General features: G+C 54.8%; 13 protein-coding genes. 2 read left to right on the top strand and 11 right to left on the bottom strand.

Annotated features, from left to right (window positions below; genetic code table 11):
- The first annotated feature begins 18 nt into the window (after positions 1 to 18).
- A complete protein-coding gene (locus ROJ03_RS05265) occupies positions 19 to 1,299 on the top strand; it encodes an MFS transporter (protein WP_313725952.1) in 1,281 nt (426 codons plus the stop codon).
- Between the two features lie 110 nt (positions 1,300 to 1,409).
- A complete protein-coding gene (locus ROJ03_RS05260; protein ID WP_313725951.1) occupies positions 1,410 to 2,783 on the top strand; it encodes an MATE family efflux transporter in 1,374 nt (457 codons plus the stop codon).
- Between the two features lie 140 nt (positions 2,784 to 2,923).
- Here the strand turns inward: ROJ03_RS05260 and guaA are convergent, their stop codons facing one another.
- From guaA to mnmG, 11 genes are all read right to left on the bottom strand, one after another.
- Positions 2,924 to 4,477: a glutamine-hydrolyzing GMP synthase gene (gene guaA / locus ROJ03_RS05255; RefSeq protein WP_313725950.1), complete on the bottom strand. Its 1,554-nt coding sequence runs from the start codon at positions 4,475 to 4,477 to the stop codon at positions 2,924 to 2,926.
- A gap of 57 nt (positions 4,478 to 4,534) precedes the next feature.
- On the bottom strand, positions 4,535 to 5,056 hold the full coding sequence (locus ROJ03_RS05250) for an ECF transporter S component (RefSeq protein ID WP_313725949.1): 522 nt from the start codon (positions 5,054 to 5,056) through the stop codon (positions 4,535 to 4,537).
- A gap of 10 nt (positions 5,057 to 5,066) precedes the next feature.
- Complete coding sequence (locus ROJ03_RS05245) at positions 5,067 to 5,840, bottom strand: energy-coupling factor transporter transmembrane component T (protein WP_313725948.1); 774 nt, start codon at positions 5,838 to 5,840, stop codon at positions 5,067 to 5,069.
- Entirely contained in the window at positions 5,837 to 7,315 is a 1,479-nt protein-coding gene (locus ROJ03_RS05240; RefSeq protein WP_313725947.1) for an ABC transporter ATP-binding protein, read from the bottom strand. Before ROJ03_RS05240 ends, ROJ03_RS05245 begins: the two co-directional genes overlap by 4 nt.
- Positions 7,269 to 8,009, bottom strand: a complete 741-nt coding sequence (locus ROJ03_RS05235) for a lysophospholipid acyltransferase family protein (RefSeq protein ID WP_313725946.1) — start codon at positions 8,007 to 8,009, stop codon at positions 7,269 to 7,271. The genes ROJ03_RS05240 and ROJ03_RS05235 overlap by 47 nt, the downstream gene beginning before the upstream one ends.
- 13 nt (positions 8,010 to 8,022) lie before the next feature.
- On the bottom strand, positions 8,023 to 9,684 hold the full coding sequence (locus ROJ03_RS05230) for an ABC transporter ATP-binding protein (RefSeq protein ID WP_313725945.1): 1,662 nt from the start codon (positions 9,682 to 9,684) through the stop codon (positions 8,023 to 8,025).
- 58 nt (positions 9,685 to 9,742) lie between these two features.
- Complete coding sequence (locus tag ROJ03_RS05225) at positions 9,743 to 11,440, bottom strand: DEAD/DEAH box helicase (RefSeq protein WP_313725944.1); 1,698 nt, start codon at positions 11,438 to 11,440, stop codon at positions 9,743 to 9,745.
- A gap of 277 nt (positions 11,441 to 11,717) precedes the next feature.
- Positions 11,718 to 12,530 carry an aminotransferase class IV gene (locus tag ROJ03_RS05220; protein WP_313725943.1) on the bottom strand — a complete coding sequence of 271 codons (813 nt, stop codon included), beginning with the start codon at positions 12,528 to 12,530 and terminating at the stop codon, positions 11,718 to 11,720.
- 23 nt (positions 12,531 to 12,553) lie between these two features.
- Positions 12,554 to 15,424, bottom strand: a complete 2,871-nt coding sequence (locus ROJ03_RS05215) for a DNA translocase FtsK (protein WP_313725942.1) — start codon at positions 15,422 to 15,424, stop codon at positions 12,554 to 12,556.
- Between the two features lie 28 nt (positions 15,425 to 15,452).
- Positions 15,453 to 16,133 carry a 16S rRNA (guanine(527)-N(7))-methyltransferase RsmG gene (rsmG, locus tag ROJ03_RS05210; protein ID WP_313725941.1) on the bottom strand — a complete coding sequence of 227 codons (681 nt, stop codon included), beginning with the start codon at positions 16,131 to 16,133 and terminating at the stop codon, positions 15,453 to 15,455.
- Positions 16,120 to 17,937 (bottom strand): tRNA uridine-5-carboxymethylaminomethyl(34) synthesis enzyme MnmG, encoded by a 1,818-nt coding sequence (gene mnmG / locus ROJ03_RS05205; RefSeq protein WP_313725940.1) that lies wholly within the window; start codon positions 17,935 to 17,937, stop codon positions 16,120 to 16,122. Before mnmG ends, rsmG begins: the two co-directional genes overlap by 14 nt.
- Position 17,938: the final 1 nt, after the last annotated feature.

Raw genomic sequence — 17,938 nt, 5'->3', positions numbered from 1 at the left:
ATGCAAAGGGGATACGCAATGCTAGATTCCAAGCGCTCCATCTTCTCATGGGCCCTCTATGACTGGGCCAACAGTGCCTTCGCCACAACCGTCATGGCAGGCTTCTTCCCAGTATTCTTCACCTCATACTGGGCCGTGGGTGCTAGTGCACAACAGGGGACCTTCTACCTGGGTCTGGCAAACTCCATCGGAGCGCTCATCATCGCCCTCTTCGCACCCTTTGTGGGAGCCATCGCAGACTATGGTAGCTACAAGAAACGACTGTTGGTGTTCTTTGCGATCCTGGGTTCCATCCTCACAGCCAGCCTCTGGTTTGTCCAGAAGGGCAACTGGCAGCTTGCCGTCCTCTTCTATACCCTGGGAACCATAGGCTTCAGTGGGGGGAACTCCTTCTATGACGCTCTGCTGCCCCATGTGGCCTCGGAAAAGAAGGTGGACTTCGTCTCCTCCTTGGGCTACAGCCTCGGCTATATAGGAGGGGGGCTGCTCTTCCTGGTCAATGTGCTGATGTTCCTCTTTCCCGAGCGCTTTGGCCTCGCTGATGCAGGCTCTGCCATCAAGGTGAGCTTCATATCGGTAGGCATCTGGTGGATACTCTTCACCATCCCCCTGATCATCTTTGTCAAGGAGAAGAAGTCCGAGGAGACCCTGCCTATCGGCAAGGCGATAAGGCGTGGGCTCTCTGAGACTATCAGCACCGTACGGAACATTCGGGAACTGAAGACACTCTCGCTCTTCCTCATCTCCTACTGGCTCTACATCGACGGCGTGGACACCATCATCAGGATGGCCGTCAACTATGGGACAGCCTTGGACTTCCCCAGCGAATCGCTCATCATTGCCCTGCTCATAACCCAGTTCGTAGCCTTTCCCTCAGCCTTGGCATACAGCTGGTTCGGCAAGAAGATTGGCATCAAGAGGGCCTTGCAGGTAGCCATCACAGCCTATGCCCTCATCGCCCTTATGGGATTCTTCATGTCCAAGCCCATACACTTCTACCTGTTGGCCATCTGCATAGGACTCTTCCAGGGGGGCATACAGGCCCTCTCCCGCTCCTACTATACCCGCCTTATCCCCAAGGAGAAATCAGCCCAATTCTTTGGCTTCTTCAACATGTTGGGAAAGTTTGCAGCCATCATAGGACCTCTGTTGATGGGCATCGTAACCATTATGACAGGGAACAACCGGTTTGGCATCCTAAGCCTCATCCTGCTCTTTGCGACAGGGGGGATCCTCTTGTCCAGGGTCGACGAAGAACTGGGCAAACAAGAGTGTGAAGCCTTCTCAGACAAGTACTAGCACCTGTTCCGGATTTGCTAAGGAGGGGAGCTTTTGGATCCCTTCCTTTACATTAGAGGGCGTACATGGTACTACTGTCTTGCCGAAACTCTTCGGATAAAGGAACCATAGTGCACCCGATTCAAGAAAATAAGATGGGCATCAAGCCCATACCCACCTTAGTACTTTCCATGTCCTTTCCCATCATGATCAGCATGATGGTCCAGGCTCTCTATAATGTTGTCGACAGCATCTTCCTCGCACAGTACAGCGAAGTGGCCCTTACCGCAGTCTCCTTGGCCTTTCCCATGCAGAACCTGCTCATCGCAGTGGCAGTGGGGACCTCATTGGGGGTAAACTCCCTCCTTGCCAGGAAATTGGGGGCAAAGGATTTTGAAGGCGCGGAAAAGGCGGCCAACAACGGACTGGTCCTCTCCTTCTTCAGCTGGATCCTCTTTGCCATCATAGGCCTGTTCTTCTCCAAAATATTCTTTGGATTCTTCACCGACGACCCAGAACTCCTACGGATGGGAACCCAGTATGTCTCCATCTGCCTCTTCTTCTCCCTGGCCATCTTCATCGACATCACGTGCGAACGTATCCTCCAGGCGACAGGGGACACTGTCCACCCGATGATCATCCAGAGCACCGGGGCGATCGTAAACATCATACTGGACCCCATCCTCATCTTCGGCCTCTTCGGTCTTCCCTCAATGGGAGTCCTTGGTGCAGCCATTGCAACCGTAATAGGCCAGCATGTGAGTGCAGCCTTGGCCATCTACTATGTAAGGAAAAACAAGGAGGTCCGGATCAGTGTCAAATACTTCAAGCTTGAGAAGCGCACTGTCCTGGATATCTATGCAGTAGGACTGCCTACCATCATCATGCAGGCCATAGGGACGGTAATGACCACCAGCCTCAACAAGCTGCTCATATCCTTCGGAACCGCGGCAGTCTCTGTGTTCGGGGTATATTTCCGGTTGCAGTCCTTTGTATTCATGCCCATATTCGGACTCAGCAGCGGCATGATCCCTGTCATTGCCTATAACTATGGAGCCCAAAGGCCCAAGCGGATGACCACAACCATCAAGGTTGGATTGGTAGTATCCCTTATTATCATGTCCCTGGGATTCCTTGTCTTCATGCTCATCCCAGAGGTCCTGCTCTCCTGGTTCAATGCCTCTGCCGAGATGCTGGCCATAGGCAAGGTTGCCTTGCCCAGGATAAGCCTCTGCTTTATCAGCGCAGGTATCTGCATCACCATCGCCGCCCTCTTCCAGGCAGTGGGGGACGGATACATCAGCATGATCATCTCCATCACGCGTCAGATAATCCTGCTGATTCCCATCGCCTATCTGCTAGGCCACTTCTTCGGCCTCGATGCCATCTGGTATTCTTTCATCCTCGCAGAGACCTCCTCGCTTGCACTTACCTTGATCTTCTTCTCCAAGGTGTACAAGAGACGGATACTCCCCCTCTACGCCCTGGCCAAAAACCAGGCATAAGGAACACGCGCCCTTTGACCAGAATCAGTTTCTTTGAGGCAAGCTAGAGTTGCCTCACCTCCATACAAGACTACCCTGGGAAAGTTCACCTTCCCCAGGGTAGTCTCTATTGCACTTTTTCTCTTTCTAGAGGAGCCTCATCACTCCCACTCAATGGTCCCTGGAGGCTTGCTCGTGATGTCATAGAGCACCCGGTTTACCCCACTGACCTCATTGCAGATCCTGCTTGCTGCACGCTGGAGGACATCGGGAGGAAAGCGGTACCAGTCGGCTGTCATTGCATCCTCACTGGTAACGGCACGCAACGAGCAGACCTCTTCGTAGGTCCTCTCATCGCCCTGCACCCCGACACTCTTGACAGGAAGCAGACAGGCAAGAGCCTGCCAGATATCATCATACAGCCCTGCGCTTCGGATCTCCTCGATGAAGATTGCATCCACATCACGAAGGGTATCAAGACGTTTCTTGGTAACCTCGCCTACACAGCGTACTCCAAGGCCAGGACCTGGGAAGGGGTGGCGGTTCACCATGTCCTCAGGCAAGCCGAGCTCGCGCCCGAGCTCACGGACCTCATCCTTGAACAGTTCCCGCAAGGGCTCTAGCAGGTCCCACTTCAGGTCTTCGGGAAGACCTCCCACGTTATGATGGCTCTTGATGGTTGCCGAAGGCCCACCTGAGGGGCTCTTGCTCTCGATGACATCAGGATAGAGGGTGCCCTGTGCAAGGAAGGAGATCTCCCCGGCACTCCGTGCCGCCTTGTAGAAGGTGTCGATGAAGACCTTGCCGATGATCTTGCGCTTCGCCTCAGGTTCCGTGACCCCTGCCAAGGCAGAGAGGAAATCATCCTGGGCATCAGCGTACTGCAACCGTATCTTATAGTTGTCCCTGAAGACCTGCAGCACCTTCTCCGCCTCGCCCTTGCGCAACAGGCCATTGTTGACAAAGACACAGACCAGCTGGTCCCCGATGGCCTGGTGGATCAAGACAGCAGCAACAGCTGAGTCAACTCCACCGGAGAGTCCGCAGAGTACCTGCCTGTCGCCAACCTTCTTGCGGATATCCTCAATGGCAGTCGCCACAAAGGAGCCCATGTTCCAATCGGGCTTGGCATTGCAGATACCCAGCACGAAATTGGAGAGGAAAGCCTTTCCCTCAGAGGTGTGTACCACCTCAGGGTGGAACTGCACCCCATAGAAACGCTTCGCATCGTTTTCCAGGACGGTGAACTCACAGTTGGTGGTCCGGCCCGTATGCCTGAAGCCTGGAGGCAGGGAGGAGACGGAGTCCCCATGGCTCATCCAAAGCTTGCTGCGCTTGGAGACACCCTTGAGCAGCAAGGAGTCTCCATCAAGGACCTCAAGGTCGGCAAAGCCATATTCACGTTTGTCAGGACGTTGGACAGACCCACCGTTCTGCACACTCATGACCTGCAGCCCGTAGCAGATGCCTAGGATGGGGATTCCCAACGAGTAGATCCCCTCATCGGGTCTGGGTGAGTTTGGGGTACCCACACTTGCAGGCCCGCCAGAGAAGATGATGCCCTTGGGCTGCATCTGCTCAAGCTCCTCCACGCTGGTGGTATAGGGGACTATTTGGGAATAGACGTTCATCTCGCGCACCCGTCTTGCGATGAGCTGACTATATTGGGCACCAAAGTCGAGTACGACGATGGTATCGTGGGAGAACTTTTGCATGAAACGCTCCTAAGGTTCTGGGTATGGGGAAAGTATAGCGAAAACTATTTTCTGATGCTACCAAGCAAGAGAACGTACTGGTGGGTAGGCACGCTTCACCGCTGCCGCCAAGGCAAGACCAAGGACAACCCCAACCCCGCTCTGCACAAGGTTCCAGGGGATTTCTGCCGCTGCAACCGAGAAGCCGCTGATGAAGTATGCCGACAGGGCAAAGTAGCCCAAGGATACTGTCGCCATGCAGACCAGGCCGGCAAGAAGCTTGACTATCGGGGAGATGGTGACACTTCCCTTTTGGCGGACGATCATGGCGACAAGCAATCCCTCAAGGCCGTGGACCACAAAGGAGATGGGAGCCCACTGGGCATATCCGCTGAAGAGGTCGGCCAAGGCAGTGCCCAACCCCGCTGCGATGAAGGCAGACCAGGGGCCGAAGGTAAATGCAATAAAGCAGATCGCTACATCGCAGAGGTTAAGGTATCCTTTTGCCGTGGGGATTCGCACAACCATTGTAAAGACAACGACGACAGCAGTAAGGACTGCAACAACTGCAACCTTCAGCGCATTTCGATTTTTTTCCATATTTTTTCCCTTACCTGACTCTGAATGCAAGCCATAATACTATGGGTATACTAAGGGAAATCATGAAATGGGTAAAGGTATGCCGATACGAATCCAAGGAATGAAAACTGCTTCGCTTCTCGCTTCGCCCGAACCCCCGCTGTTCCAGGCTCATCGCCAGGTAGGGGATGGAACGCAGGGCAACCACCAGGGCACTGGTAAGGGTTGGCAGGAGGTCCTTCAGCCGCTTGAAGACCGAACGTCTCTTCAGCAGCTCTCCCCCATCCCTCAGGCGATGGGACTCTGAGATCTGGGAAAAGCTATCGGCAATGAAGGGGATGTAGGTAAAGGAGAGGGTAACCACCAATGAGGCTTTGTACGGTAGGCGGTACCAGCGCAAGGCAAGCATGACATCGGTCATCATCGTAGTGGCAAAAAGCAGGGTGCAGGCGTAGGTGATCCCGATGAAACGTCCCCCCAGCCTTGCTGCCTGCAACGCCCCTTCCCTTGTAATGAGGGTAAAGGACCCTATGGATATGAGGCTTTCACCATTGCGGATGTTGAAAGGCATGAAGAGTGCCATGAAGAGAAGCATGGGGAGGATCGACCTGAACGTCCGCCCAGTATGGTGAAGGCCGGTGTTTATGCTTCCGACTAGGATAAGCAAAAGCACAGCCGAGTAGAGGCCAAAGAGGGTTATCTTCAGGAAAAACAAGGTGCAGAGCAACACCATGGCCAGGGTCTTGGCCCTGGGGTCCATCCGATAGAGAAAGCCATCACCTGCAACGTAGGTATTTGTTGTCATGCTTTCTCCAGGATGCCCATCCCGATGGCATAGGTGCTCTCGCCTACCAGGGATGCAAACTTGCTGTCATGGGTAATGAGCAGTATCCCTGCCCCATTGCGTCTCAACTGGGCGATGATCGCCAACGCCACTGCATAGGTGAGGGCATTGTCCAGTTCATCCAGGATGTAGAAAGGACGATCGAGCAGATAGTAGACAGCTGCCTGCAACGCCTTTCTCAAAGGGTAGCTCATGGTCGAGGGTGTCTCATCAAGGTCGAGTCCAAAGAGGGAGGCACACGATTCGACCATGCTTGCGACCTCCTTCGCATTGAGGTCCTTTCGGCGCTTCAGCGACCAGGAGAGCTCCTCCCTCACTGTGGGAAGGAAGATCTGTAGGTCAGGGTTCTGGAACAGGTAGCCGACACTGCGGTTCAGTTCCTTGGGACCCATGGTTTTGCCATCGAGGGAAATGGTCCCGCCAATGGGCTGGTCAAGGCCACAAAGCAGCCGGCTGAAGGTACTCTTGCCGCTGCCGTTGGGGCCAACCAGGGTGACCAACTCCCCACTGGAGAGCTGGAAGGCAGGCACTGAGAGCTTGAAGGGTTTTGCCTCAAGGGTACTGATGCGCGATCGGACTGTCAGCAGGGAGGAGCAGGCCAGGATATGCCTCTGCTCCAGCCTAAGACTCTGTCCACGGATAGGGTTGGGCAGGTCATCACCACAGAGGGCAGAGAAGGAGGAAAGGATCTCCTCCTTGGCCCCAAAGCGGATGGCCCCATCCTCCAGAAGAGCATACTGGTCGAACAAGTCCTCAAACTGCTCAAGGTAGCGGGAAGCCAGGACGAGGGTCGTCTGGGTTCCTCTCCTGATGAGTGTGGTGAGGTACTCCCTCCACGACCGGTCCAGGTCGTCAAAGGATTCGTCAAGCACCCATAGGGTGGGATTCACCGCTTGCTGCACGGCAAGCAGCACCCGTTTGCGCTCCCCTCCACTCAGTTCCTGCTGACTGGAAGTGCGTAAAGCGAGCAGGCCCCAATTGGAGAGGGCAGAGTCGACCCGACGGGCGATCTCTTCTTTGGCAAGGCCAAGGGATTCAAGGGGAAAGGCTATCTCATCCTCTACGGAGAGGGCAACAAACTGCTCCTGGGGGTTTTGGGAGACATAGCCGCACTGCAGCAGAAGTTCCCAGGGCTCGGTCTTTGCAAGGTCCTTGCCACAGACATGGACAGAGCCTTCCAACACCCCTGGAAGGTATTTGGGGCAGAGGCCGCTGATGATGCGGGCAAGGGTACTTTTCCCCGTATCGAAGGGGGCAAGCAGAAGCGTCTTGCTCCCTCTTTGCAGTTCCAGATTGAGGCTTGAGAGCACAGCATGGCCACCCTCGGCTCCCCACGTCTGGTAGGTGAAGATCAGGTCCCTTATCGAAAGGCTAGGGACACTTCCTGTATTAGCTGTGGTTTGGTAGTTCATGGAATCGCTTGTCAATCTCCCCATACACCCGTTCGTGGAGGGTTGCAATCTCTTCAGGGGAGAGGGAGGCCGTATAGATGGGCTTGCCTATGGAGATGTAGGCATGTACACGTTTGAAATCCTTGATTCCCTCGAGGCCGTAACGCAAGCCCTTGATGGTTATAGGGACGATGACAGCCTTGGAGCGGGTTGCCAGCTTGAGGCTGCCGTTCTTCATCTCCCCGATGGTATCGACCTTGCTGCGTGTCCCTTCGGGAAAGATGAGGATAGGCTTGCCTTCCTTAAGCCTCTGTACCCCTTTCAGGATAGCCTTGATCGAGTCATGGGGGCTGGTGCGCTCAATGAAGACGCACCCGATGGCATAGCACCAGAGGTTGAGGATTGGTATCCTCCTGGCCTCAGCCTTGGCCATGATGCCAGCCCACAGCTTGGCAGGACCTGCAAACGCCAGGATGTCGAGCATGCTCTGGTGGTTGGCCATATAGCAGATGTTGGTTACTGGAGGTACGTTCTCCCTCCCATCCACATGGATCTTCACCCCGAAGGAGAAGAGGGCGACATTGCTGATGAACCGGCCGCACAACTCAAACCAGCGATCTGCTGCCTTATGGGCACCGAAGAGCTTCAGGATTCCTGCGGGGATGAAGGCATAGACCAGGGAGAGTACCAATACCGGTACTGAGATCACATACCCAATTGCAAGTCGTATTGTTTTCATGCCATATCTCCTCTCAGGAAAAATCCTGTTTGCTGTACAATTTAGCATACTGTCCACCCAGTGCCAATAACTCATTATGCCTGCCCTGCTCGATCAGAAGCCCATCATCGAGGACAAAGATGCAGTCTGCATTCTTGACCGTGGTTAGGCGGTGGGCGATGACGATGGCAGTACGTCCGGTAGAGAGCCGGTCGAAGGCCTCACTGATGAGCTCCTCGCTCTCGGTGTCCAGACTGCTGGTGGCCTCATCAAAGATGAGGATCGGTGGGTTTTTCAAAAACACCCTGGCGATGGAGATTCTCTGTTTCTGTCCCCCGGAAAGCAGGGTCCCGCGCTCGCCTACCTCTGTGTCGATCCCCTTGGGGAGAGTGCGGACAAAGGAGCCGAGGTTAGCGGCATCGAGGGCTGCCCACATCTCCTCCTCAGTGGCATCGACCTTGCCATAGCGGAGGTTCTCCCTGATGGAATCATCAAAGAGGAAGACATTCTGCTGTACAAAGCCAATGCTCTTCTGCAACGAACGTTGGGTCACCTGGGTGATGTCCTGCCCGTCGATGAGAATCCTCCCCTGCCCGGGTTCATAGAACCGGGGAATGAGGGAGGCAAAGGTACTTTTCCCAGCACCCGACTCCCCTACCAGGGCAACGGTAGTGCTCCCTTTGATGGAGAGCGTCACATCCTTGAGTATGGTCTCTGTCGAAGATTCATATTGAAAGGTCACATGCTCGAACTGAATCGTGCCGTGGCCAATCTTCAGGTCCTTGGCATCACGGGTATCGACGATAGCGGGGGTCTCGTCCATAACCTGGGCAAACCGTTCGAAGCTCGCCATACCCTGTTGCATCTGTTCGGTAAAGTTGATGAGCCGGTCAATGGGAGGAAGGACCACCCCTACATAGAGGATGAAGGTCACCAGGTCATAGGATTGTGCCTTGCCAAGCAAGATAAGGATGACCCCGCCTGCAATGGTACAGAAGTAGTAGAGTTCCCGAAAGAGCCCAATGACGGAGTGGTACCTGCCCATCACCTTATACTGCTCTGTCTTACTGTCGCGCAGGATGTTGTTCACATCGTTGAACTTCTGCTCCTGGTACGCCTCACGGCCAAAGCTCTTCACCTCGCGGATTCCCATGAGGGAGTTCTCCACATTGCTATTGACATCGGCGACAGTAGAGCGGACACGACGGAAGGTCGCACGCATCTTCAGGCCATAGTACATGCCATAGGCAACCATGAACGGCAAGGGGATGAGGGAGACCAGGGAGAGGCTGACACTGTAGGAGAACATGACCAGATAGGATCCCAGGATGGTCGCCACACTGATGATGAGGTCCTCAGGGCCATGGTGGGCCATCTCGGTGATCTGGAACAGGTCATTGGTGATGCGACTCATCATATGGCCTGTCTTCGTCTTGTCGAAATATCCGAAGGAGAGCTTCTGCAGGTGGGCAAAGAGCTCACTGCGCATATCGGTCTCCATCTTCACTCCCAGGATGTGGCCCCAGGTCATACGGATGTACTGGCAGATTGCCTGTACAACGTAGATGGCCAGCATCAGGGCGAAGATGAGCAGGATTGCCTTCACATCCCCATTGGGGATATCGGTCTTCAGCAGCTGGCGGGTCAAGGAGGGGAATATGATGGAGAGGATGGAAGCAAATACAGCTACGCCCATGTCAAGAAAAAACAATCCTTTATATGGGCGATAATATGCTATGAAACGTCTGAACATGCTATTTCTTTTTCCCAAACAGTCGTGCAAAGAACCCCGGCTTACTCTCCTTCTGCTTTTGTTCCACTCTTGGTGCAGGTGTCGGTGCAGGTGCAGATACTGGAGCACTCTTTGCTTTTGGCGGGGTACTCTTACTTGCAACAGGTTTTTTTGCAGGGATGGCTGGCGAAGGGTCGGCCTCCCGGTTGTACTGCTGTTTGTAGTAGCTCATCCTCTCTTCCAACGAGAGCTTCTGGATCTCGGCATAGCTCTTGGAGCTACTCCTTCTTGGAGCATAGGTCTCTCTGCGGGCTGGCTGTTCTTCCCTAGGTCTTCTTGCCTGTGGGGCATCGCCTCTTGGTGCAGAAGCGATGGGCCTCGGCCCTTGGCTCTTGCGTGGAGGACGGGAAGAGGAGGAGGAGGAGGAAGAGGCATCCCGACGTGGGCCACCAGACCTGCTTCCAGCAGGACCCGGTCGCTTTCCACCCCGTCCCTGACCAGGACGGGAGGAGGATGGGGCGTACTCATCGCTCTTGACCAGGTCCCTGAAGGAGAACTTGGCACTCTTGTCCTCAACCTCAGGCAATTCGCCCTCGGCAGGCCAAATTACCGGGATCTTCATGTTGATGTAGGTTTCGATGGGCTCAAGGCCGAATACATACTCCTCATCGGCAAGGGTGATGGACTTCCCACTCTTTCCTGCCCGGGCAGTACGCCCAATCCTGTGTACATAGCTTTCAAAGTCATCAGGGATGTCATAGTTGACGACCAGCTGGAGGTCATCGATCTGCAAGCCACGGGCAGCGACGTCAGTTGCCACCAAGAACTTGATCTTCCCTTCCTTCATCCGGTCGATCGTCTCAAGCCTCTTGGCCTGGGCGAGGTCTCCCATCAGGTATTTGGCAGCATATCCGTTGAGGGTGAGGCGTTTTGAGACCTCGATGCAACGGGCCTTGGTGTTGGTGAACACAAGGCAGTTCTCAGGATTTTCCCTGTGCAGGAGTTGCAACAGCAGCTTGAACTTGTCACTCTTGGAGATGTGATAGAGCTCCTGGGTGATAGCCTTGACGGTTATTTCTTCAGGTTCGACCTCAATCTCCGCCGGGTTGTTCATGAACGACCAGGCGAGGTTCTTGACCTTGGTGCCCAGGGTTGCAGAGAAGAGCATGGTCTGCCTTTCGGTACAGGGGCGAAGCAGGCTGAACATGTTCTGGATGTCAGGGTAGAAGCCCATGTCAAAGAGCCTGTCCGCCTCGTCCACTACGAAGATGTCGAACTGACGGAAGTCAATCTTGTGCATCTTCTGGTAGTCGAGGATCCTTCCCGGAGTGCAGACAAAGATGTCACACCCGCTTGCCAGGATCTTGTCTTGCTGTGCATACCCTACTCCACCATAGAAACAACCGACGGTGAGGTCGATCACATGTTCCGATAGCTTGAGGGTGTCCTCTTCGATCTGGACTGCCAGCTCACGGGTAGGGGCAACAATGAGGGCCTTGGGCTTTCCTTTGCCCTCTTTTTGTGCCTGTACGAATTTTTCCAGGATGGTCAGGACATAGACTGCCGTCTTGCCGCTACCTGTTTTTGACTGAACCATCACATCTCGTTGGGTGAGGCTCACAGGAAGCACGCGTTGCTGTACTTCAGTACAATCGGTAAAATGAGCGGACGCAACGCCTTTGAGAACTTGCTCACTTAAGGGTAATTCGGTAAATTTCATGAATACTATATATCGCCTTTATAAGAATTTGCAAACTTGTATATCTGAGGGGGCCAAAAAGAAGCGGGCCCACCAAATAAAGATAGAGCAAAACAACACTATTGTCCACCTCCCCTACCAAAACATAGCCAAGGGCAAAGGCTCTGTTTCATGTTTAGCAGCTCTAGCAGCCAACGAATGAATGAGCGTAGGTTAGATAGATTGGAAGTGGACAGCCCCTGCAAATAGGATTCAGTTGGGATCATCACCAACCCCCCTCCCACCTGCATAGCCTAGCCTAGTCCTCCAGCTCCCAGGAGCGCACAAGGTCACAGATAGCATGGGTGCGGGTAAAGGGAGGGCAGAAGGGCCGTCCATCAAGGGCTGCAAGGGGCATAGCACCCATGCTGGTAGCCGAGATGAACAGTTCGTCATAGAGCCCTTTGGCAAGGTCCGAAGCCAGTGGGGCCGAAAATACAACCTCAATGCCCAAGACCTTGGCGGCCTGAAGGATTCTGTCGCGGGTCACCCCCAGAAGGACCTCGTCATCCTTGGCAGTAAAGAGCCTGCCGTCACGAAAGGCAAAGAAGTTGCTGCGGGTCCCTTCCAGGACCTGGCCATTGCGGTCGATCAGGAGGGCCTCAAAGCCCCCGGAGCGCCTGGATTTCTCCAAGGCCATGTAGTTGAGCAAGAGATTTCCTGTTTTGCAGGAAGGCATGAGCCGCTCCCCTTCGTACGTGATGGCGCTGACCCCTTGGGTATAAAACCCCTCGGGATAGCTGAGCAATGCAGAGGCCGTAATAAAGCAGAGTGGCTCCGGGCCACCGAAAACCTGAATCCTTACGGTGGCCTCTTCCAGGCTATCCAAACGGATAAGCTCATGGACCCAGGAGCTCAACTCCCCCTCACTGAAAGGGTGTTGCAGATGGATGCCCCTACAGGAGTTTGCAAGCCGTACCAGATGGTCCTCCAGGTGCACAGGATGTGCCTTGATCACCCGAATGGACTCATAGGTGGAGAAGCCGAACTGGACCTCCCTGTTTGTCACAGGCAGGCACGCCTCCCTTTCAGCAATGACAACCCCGTTTCTTATCGCATGTTCTCTGACCATGAAGGTACCTTCTTTTCTACGTATTAGGGATATCTGAGCAGTTCTCGGGGCTTGCTGCCATTGGGTGGGCCGACATAGCCCATCTCCTCCATCTGCTCTACCAGGCGTGCAGCACGGTTATACCCAATCTTGAGCCTTCTCTGCAAGTAGGAGGCAGAGGCGCTCTTTCGCTCAACCACGATCTCAAGGGCACGTTCCATAAGCTGGTCATCATCGGTTCCATCAGCATAGTCACTTCCGTTGTCACTGCTGGCAGGCTCCTCATCCTCGAAGAAGGAGTCGTCGATGAAGTCAGGTACCCCTTGCTTGGAGACAAACCGTACGACCTGCTCAACTTCCTTGTCGCTGAGGAATGCCCCCTGGATCCGCTCGGCAGTGGGGTCGCTGCTGGCAACAAAGAGCATATCACCCTTGCCCAGAAGCTTCTCAGCCCCGCCTTCATCGATGATGATGCGGCTATCTGTAGTACTGGTGACGGCAAAGGCGATGCGGGTTGGGATATTGCTCTTGATGACGCCGGTGATGACATCCACACTCGGCCTCTGGGTAGCAAGCACCAGGTGGATGCCGACAGCCCGGCTCATGGCCGCAAGACGGGAGACCTTGTTCTCAAGCTCCTTCCCTACGGTATGCATCAGGTCAGCAAACTCATCGATGACGATGACAATATAGGGCAGCTTTTCCCGGGCAAGGCGGTCCTCGACAATCTTTCCATTGTAGCCCTCGATATTCCTTGCGTTGATGCCCTGCAGCAGACGATACCGCCTGTCCATCTCATAGAGGCAGAAATCGAAGGCCTTCAGGGTCTTTTTCGGGTCGTGTATCACCGGAGTCAGCAGGTGGGGGATTCCATTGTAGATGCTCAGCTCAACGATCTTCGGGTCAACCAGGATAAGGCGGATCTCCTTGGGAGACTTGCGAAAGAGAAGGGAGCAGATCATGGAGTTCACGCAAACGCTCTTGCCACTTCCCGTGGATCCTGCGATGAGCAGATGGGGGGCCTTGTTGACGTCCATGACGATCGGCTCTCCCATAAGGTTCCTGCCAAGGACCATCGGAATATGGTATTGCTTGTCGTCGATGGAGGATATCATCTCCTTGAATCCGATGATGTCCCGCTTGAGGTTGGGTATCTCGATGCCGACCGCTGACTTGCCGGGAATGGGAGCCACAATCCTCACCTGCTTTGCCGCAAGTGCCAAGGCGATGTTGTCGGCAAGGTTCACTATGGAGTTGACCCTGATCCCCGGCGCTGGGAGGATCTCAAACATGGTGACCGTGGGACCCCTGACGATGTTGGTAAGCTCAACATGCACATTGAACTGCTCCAGGGTCGCAACCAGGGTCTTGCCTCGTTCAAGACTCTCCTCATCAACCTCATTGCCAATCTTGGGATAGGTCACCAGGATCGATTCTGGAGGGAACTGGTAGGAGAGCTTGCCCTTGTTGATGAGGGCACTGCCACTGCCACAGTTGTTGGTCAAACCACCAACCCCACTGGCAACCTCCAACTCATCCTCTTCATTGGTGACGACAACTTCAGCAACGGGAGCATCCTCACTAAAGCCTCCGTTGATGGGCCTTGCCGTGCTCTGGGGTGCGAACGGGCTGATGCCCTGCTCAGGTTCCTTGACAGGGGGAGCTTCCTCAACAGGAACCTCCACCTTGGCCTGTACAGGAGGCCTTACGGAGAGGATCCGTTCCCTGACCTGCAGGGGCTGTTCATCATCATCCTGCTGTTGGGGTATCCTTACTCCAAGGGCAACAGCCTCAAGGCCTTTGCTCTGCTGCTTGTGGGCAACAGCCTCTGCAAGCATACCCGTTGCCTTTCCCGTGGGTTCGGCTTTGGGCTCCACTGCCTGGGAAGGTCCTTTGCCAACAGCTTCCAGGGCACCTTGCAGGAAACCTGAAAGCTTGGCCATATGCTTTTTCTCCGGCATTTCCGGTTTTGGTTCAGCAGGCTTCTGCTCGGCCTGTTGCGCTGCTCGCTTTTCCTGCAGCTCACGCTGCTTCATCTCAAGGTAGGAGACTCCATTGTTACGTTCCCGCTCCTCCTTGATAGCCTCCAAAGCCCCGATGCTGACAACTCCAAGGGCGGGTTGCGTCTCGGATTCTATGATAACGGCATCCTCGACCACAACCTTTTTCTCACGCTTTCGCTTGAGGCTTCCCAACTCCGGGATCTCTGCGATGGGGGGGAAGGTGAGTTTTTCATCTGAGAGGATGTCAACTTCCGGAGCAACCTGCTTTTTGGTGAGGACGATATTCTCCTCTTCATCCAACGTGGATCTCTCCGCCTTCTCACGCCGTTTCTGCTCTTTTTTGAACCGCCTTCTCTGCAGTCTCGTCATCCCCTGCATGTCAACGCTCTTGCCCTCGGTGGCCATGGCAAGCTTTTTCTGAAAGGCCTGCTTTTTCTGAAACTGACGGTCCAGGGCATCACCGATGAGGGTAAAGGCAACAAAGAGGATGGTCTCGGCAAGGAAGGCAACAACAACCCTAAGCGATGCGGAACGGGGGTCGGAACCGGCAGCGTATAAGAAGGATTGCAGGAAATGGGGACGCGGGCTCTGCTGCAACATGTGTGAAAGTATCATCAGGGTATAGAACATGAGGGCGGTAAGTGGAAGCAGGATAAACGAAAAGCGCCTCTTTCCACGAAAGGCAAAGCCCATACCGCTCCAGACAAACAGCAAGGCAATGAGTGGGACCAAGCCCAAGGGGGAATCGGTGGCCGAAAACCCAAATACCCGGGAAACCAGCAACAGAGCGTGCCCCACCATCGGATGGGATTTTCCCAAGCTTACAGAAACCACACCTAAAGCGAGCAGCAGTGCCAGAACCAATGAAAGGACACTTCCTACAACAATACGTCTATGCGAACCTTTTTTCACAACCTTCTCCTCGTAGCCCCTAAGAAGACTAACACCGTTCTTTCAAAAAGGTGTCATGCTTCTGCAATAGGCAAAGCATCCTCTGCGCTTCAAGATGGGGAACACTCAGGGATACTTCCGAACTGTCCCACCTGCTGGTGCAAGTCTGAGCCACCTTTTCCAGTTCCACGCGCAGATTCTCTTCCTGCCCCTTGTAGGCAACCACCACTCCATCCTCGGCAAGGATGGGCTCAACTGCATCAAGGATATCATACAATGGGCGGAAAGCCCTGAAGGTTATCAGATGGAATGTCCCTCCGACCTCCTTCAGGTCCTTGTCACACACCTCCACCCGGTCTGTAAGGCGGCAGATGGCCAAGGCGTTGCGCAAGAAACCAACACGCCTGCCCATGCGTTCCACAAGGGTTACATGGCAACCCTTCAGGGCGATGGCCAAGGGGATGCCAGGCAGGCCCGCCCCCGAGCCCAGGTCAGCGATATGGGGTTCTGTATAGGAGGAAAGGAGGCCTTGGATTGTCTTGACTGCCGAAAGGCTGTCAATGATGTGCTTGGTTATCAATTCCTCCCCTTCCGCACCTACCAGCTTGTAGGCAGGATTCCACAGCTCGAGCTCGGCGATATAGGCATTGAGCTGTTTCATCTGGTCGGCATCGAACGCAAGGCCCAGTTCGGCAAGCGAGGAACTGAGCAGCTCATCATACTTTCCCATGCTTGCCTCCCTTGTCCACATGGATGATCAGGATGGCAATGTCACCACTGCGCACCCCACTGATCCTCGTAGCCTGTCCCACAGAGTGGGGCCGTATCTTCTTGAACTTCTCACGGGACTCGGCACTCAGGCCCTCAATCTTGTCATAGTCGAACGTTGCTGGGATGACCAGGCTCTCAAGCTTCTCAAAGCGGCTGACCTGCCGATCCTGGCGGTTGATGTATCCGGCATATTTCACATCCAGTTCAACCTGATAGCGGATGGGCTGTTCAAAGTCATACAACTCGGGTATCACCACCTCAAGATCCTCCATGGTGACCTCTGGCATCTTCAATGCATCGGAAGCAACCTTGGTACCATACTTACGTTTTCCCAGAAGGTCCTTGACCGCCTCGATCTTCTCCAGCTTTGTCTTCAGCCTCAACAGGTTCTCTTCCTTCTGCAAGCCGACATCATACCCCTTCTGGGTAAGGCGCTGGTCACAGCTGTCATGGCGGAGGTTGAGCCGGTACTCGGCACGGCTGGTGAACATCCTATAGGGTTCCTTGGTACCCAAGGTGACAAGGTCATCGATAAGGACACCGGTGTAGGCCTCATTGCGTGAGAGGATAAGGGGTTCCTCCCCCTTGAGCTTCTGGGCGGCATTTATCCCGGCCATGAGCCCTTGGCAGGCAGCCTCCTCATAGCCGCTGGTCCCGTTGGTCTGCCCTGCGATGAACAGGTTCCCAACATGCATGCTTTCCAGCGAGGCAAAGAGGTTCAACGGGTCGATGTAGTCGTACTCCACCGCATAGCCGGGTCGCATGATCTGGGCATGCTCGAGGCCCACGATGCTGTGGATATAGTCCCACTGCACATCCTCGGGCAGGGAGGATGAGATGCCATTGAGGTACATCTCCTGGGTGCCGACACCTTCCGGTTCGACAAATATCTGGTGGCGGTCACGGTCGGGGAACCGCACCACCTTGTCCTCGATGGAAGGACAATACCGTGGTCCAAGGCCAACTATCTTCCCTCCGTAGAGAGGAGAGCGGTGGATGTTCCTGCGGATGATCTTGTGGGTCTCCTCATTGGTCCAGGTTATGTGGCAGGGCAGCATCGGCCTTTCGACCGTATCGTAGTCAAAGCTGAAGGGCATGAGGATCGGGTCCCCGTCCTGCAGTTCCATCCTGTCAAAGTCAAGGGAGGAGGCATGTACCCTTGCCGGGGTACCGGTCTTCATCCTCCCTAGGGGAAAGCCTTTTGCCCTCAAGGCGGATCCCAACCCGATGGCCGCCGGTTCATCGAGCCTCCCGTTGGGGGCATCATATTCGCCAATGAAGATCCGTCCATCCATGAAAGTCCCGGTAGTCAGCACGACAACCTTGGCTGAGATCGAGTGGCCCCGTTCGGTCTTTACCCCGACTATGGTCTTGCCTTTCTTGTCCAGGAGGATGTCGACCACGGTGTCCATGAAGAGGGCAAGGTTCGGCTGCCCCTCCAGGGTCTCCTTGGCCAGGCGGGAATAGGTGAACTTGTCCGCCTGGGCACGGGGGGCCTGCACTGCAGGGCCGCGCCTGCGGTTGAGAATCCTGTACTGGATCATGGAGTGGTCGATCAGGTGCGCCATCTCCCCACCCAAAGCGTCAACTTCCCGCACGATGTTCCCCTTGGAGAGGCCACCGATGGCGGGATTGCATGAGAGCCTTCCGATCGTGTCGAGGCTCTGTGTTATCAAGAGGGTCTTGAACCCTATTCTTGCCAGGGCGAGGCATGCTTCAATTCCGGCATGGCCTCCGCCGATGACTATTGCATCGTAATCCATT

The organism is Sphaerochaeta sp. PS, from assembly GCF_032144095.1.
GTDB lineage: Bacteria > Spirochaetota > Spirochaetia > Sphaerochaetales > Sphaerochaetaceae > Sphaerochaeta.
This window is presented reverse-complemented; position numbering and strand designations above follow the sequence as displayed.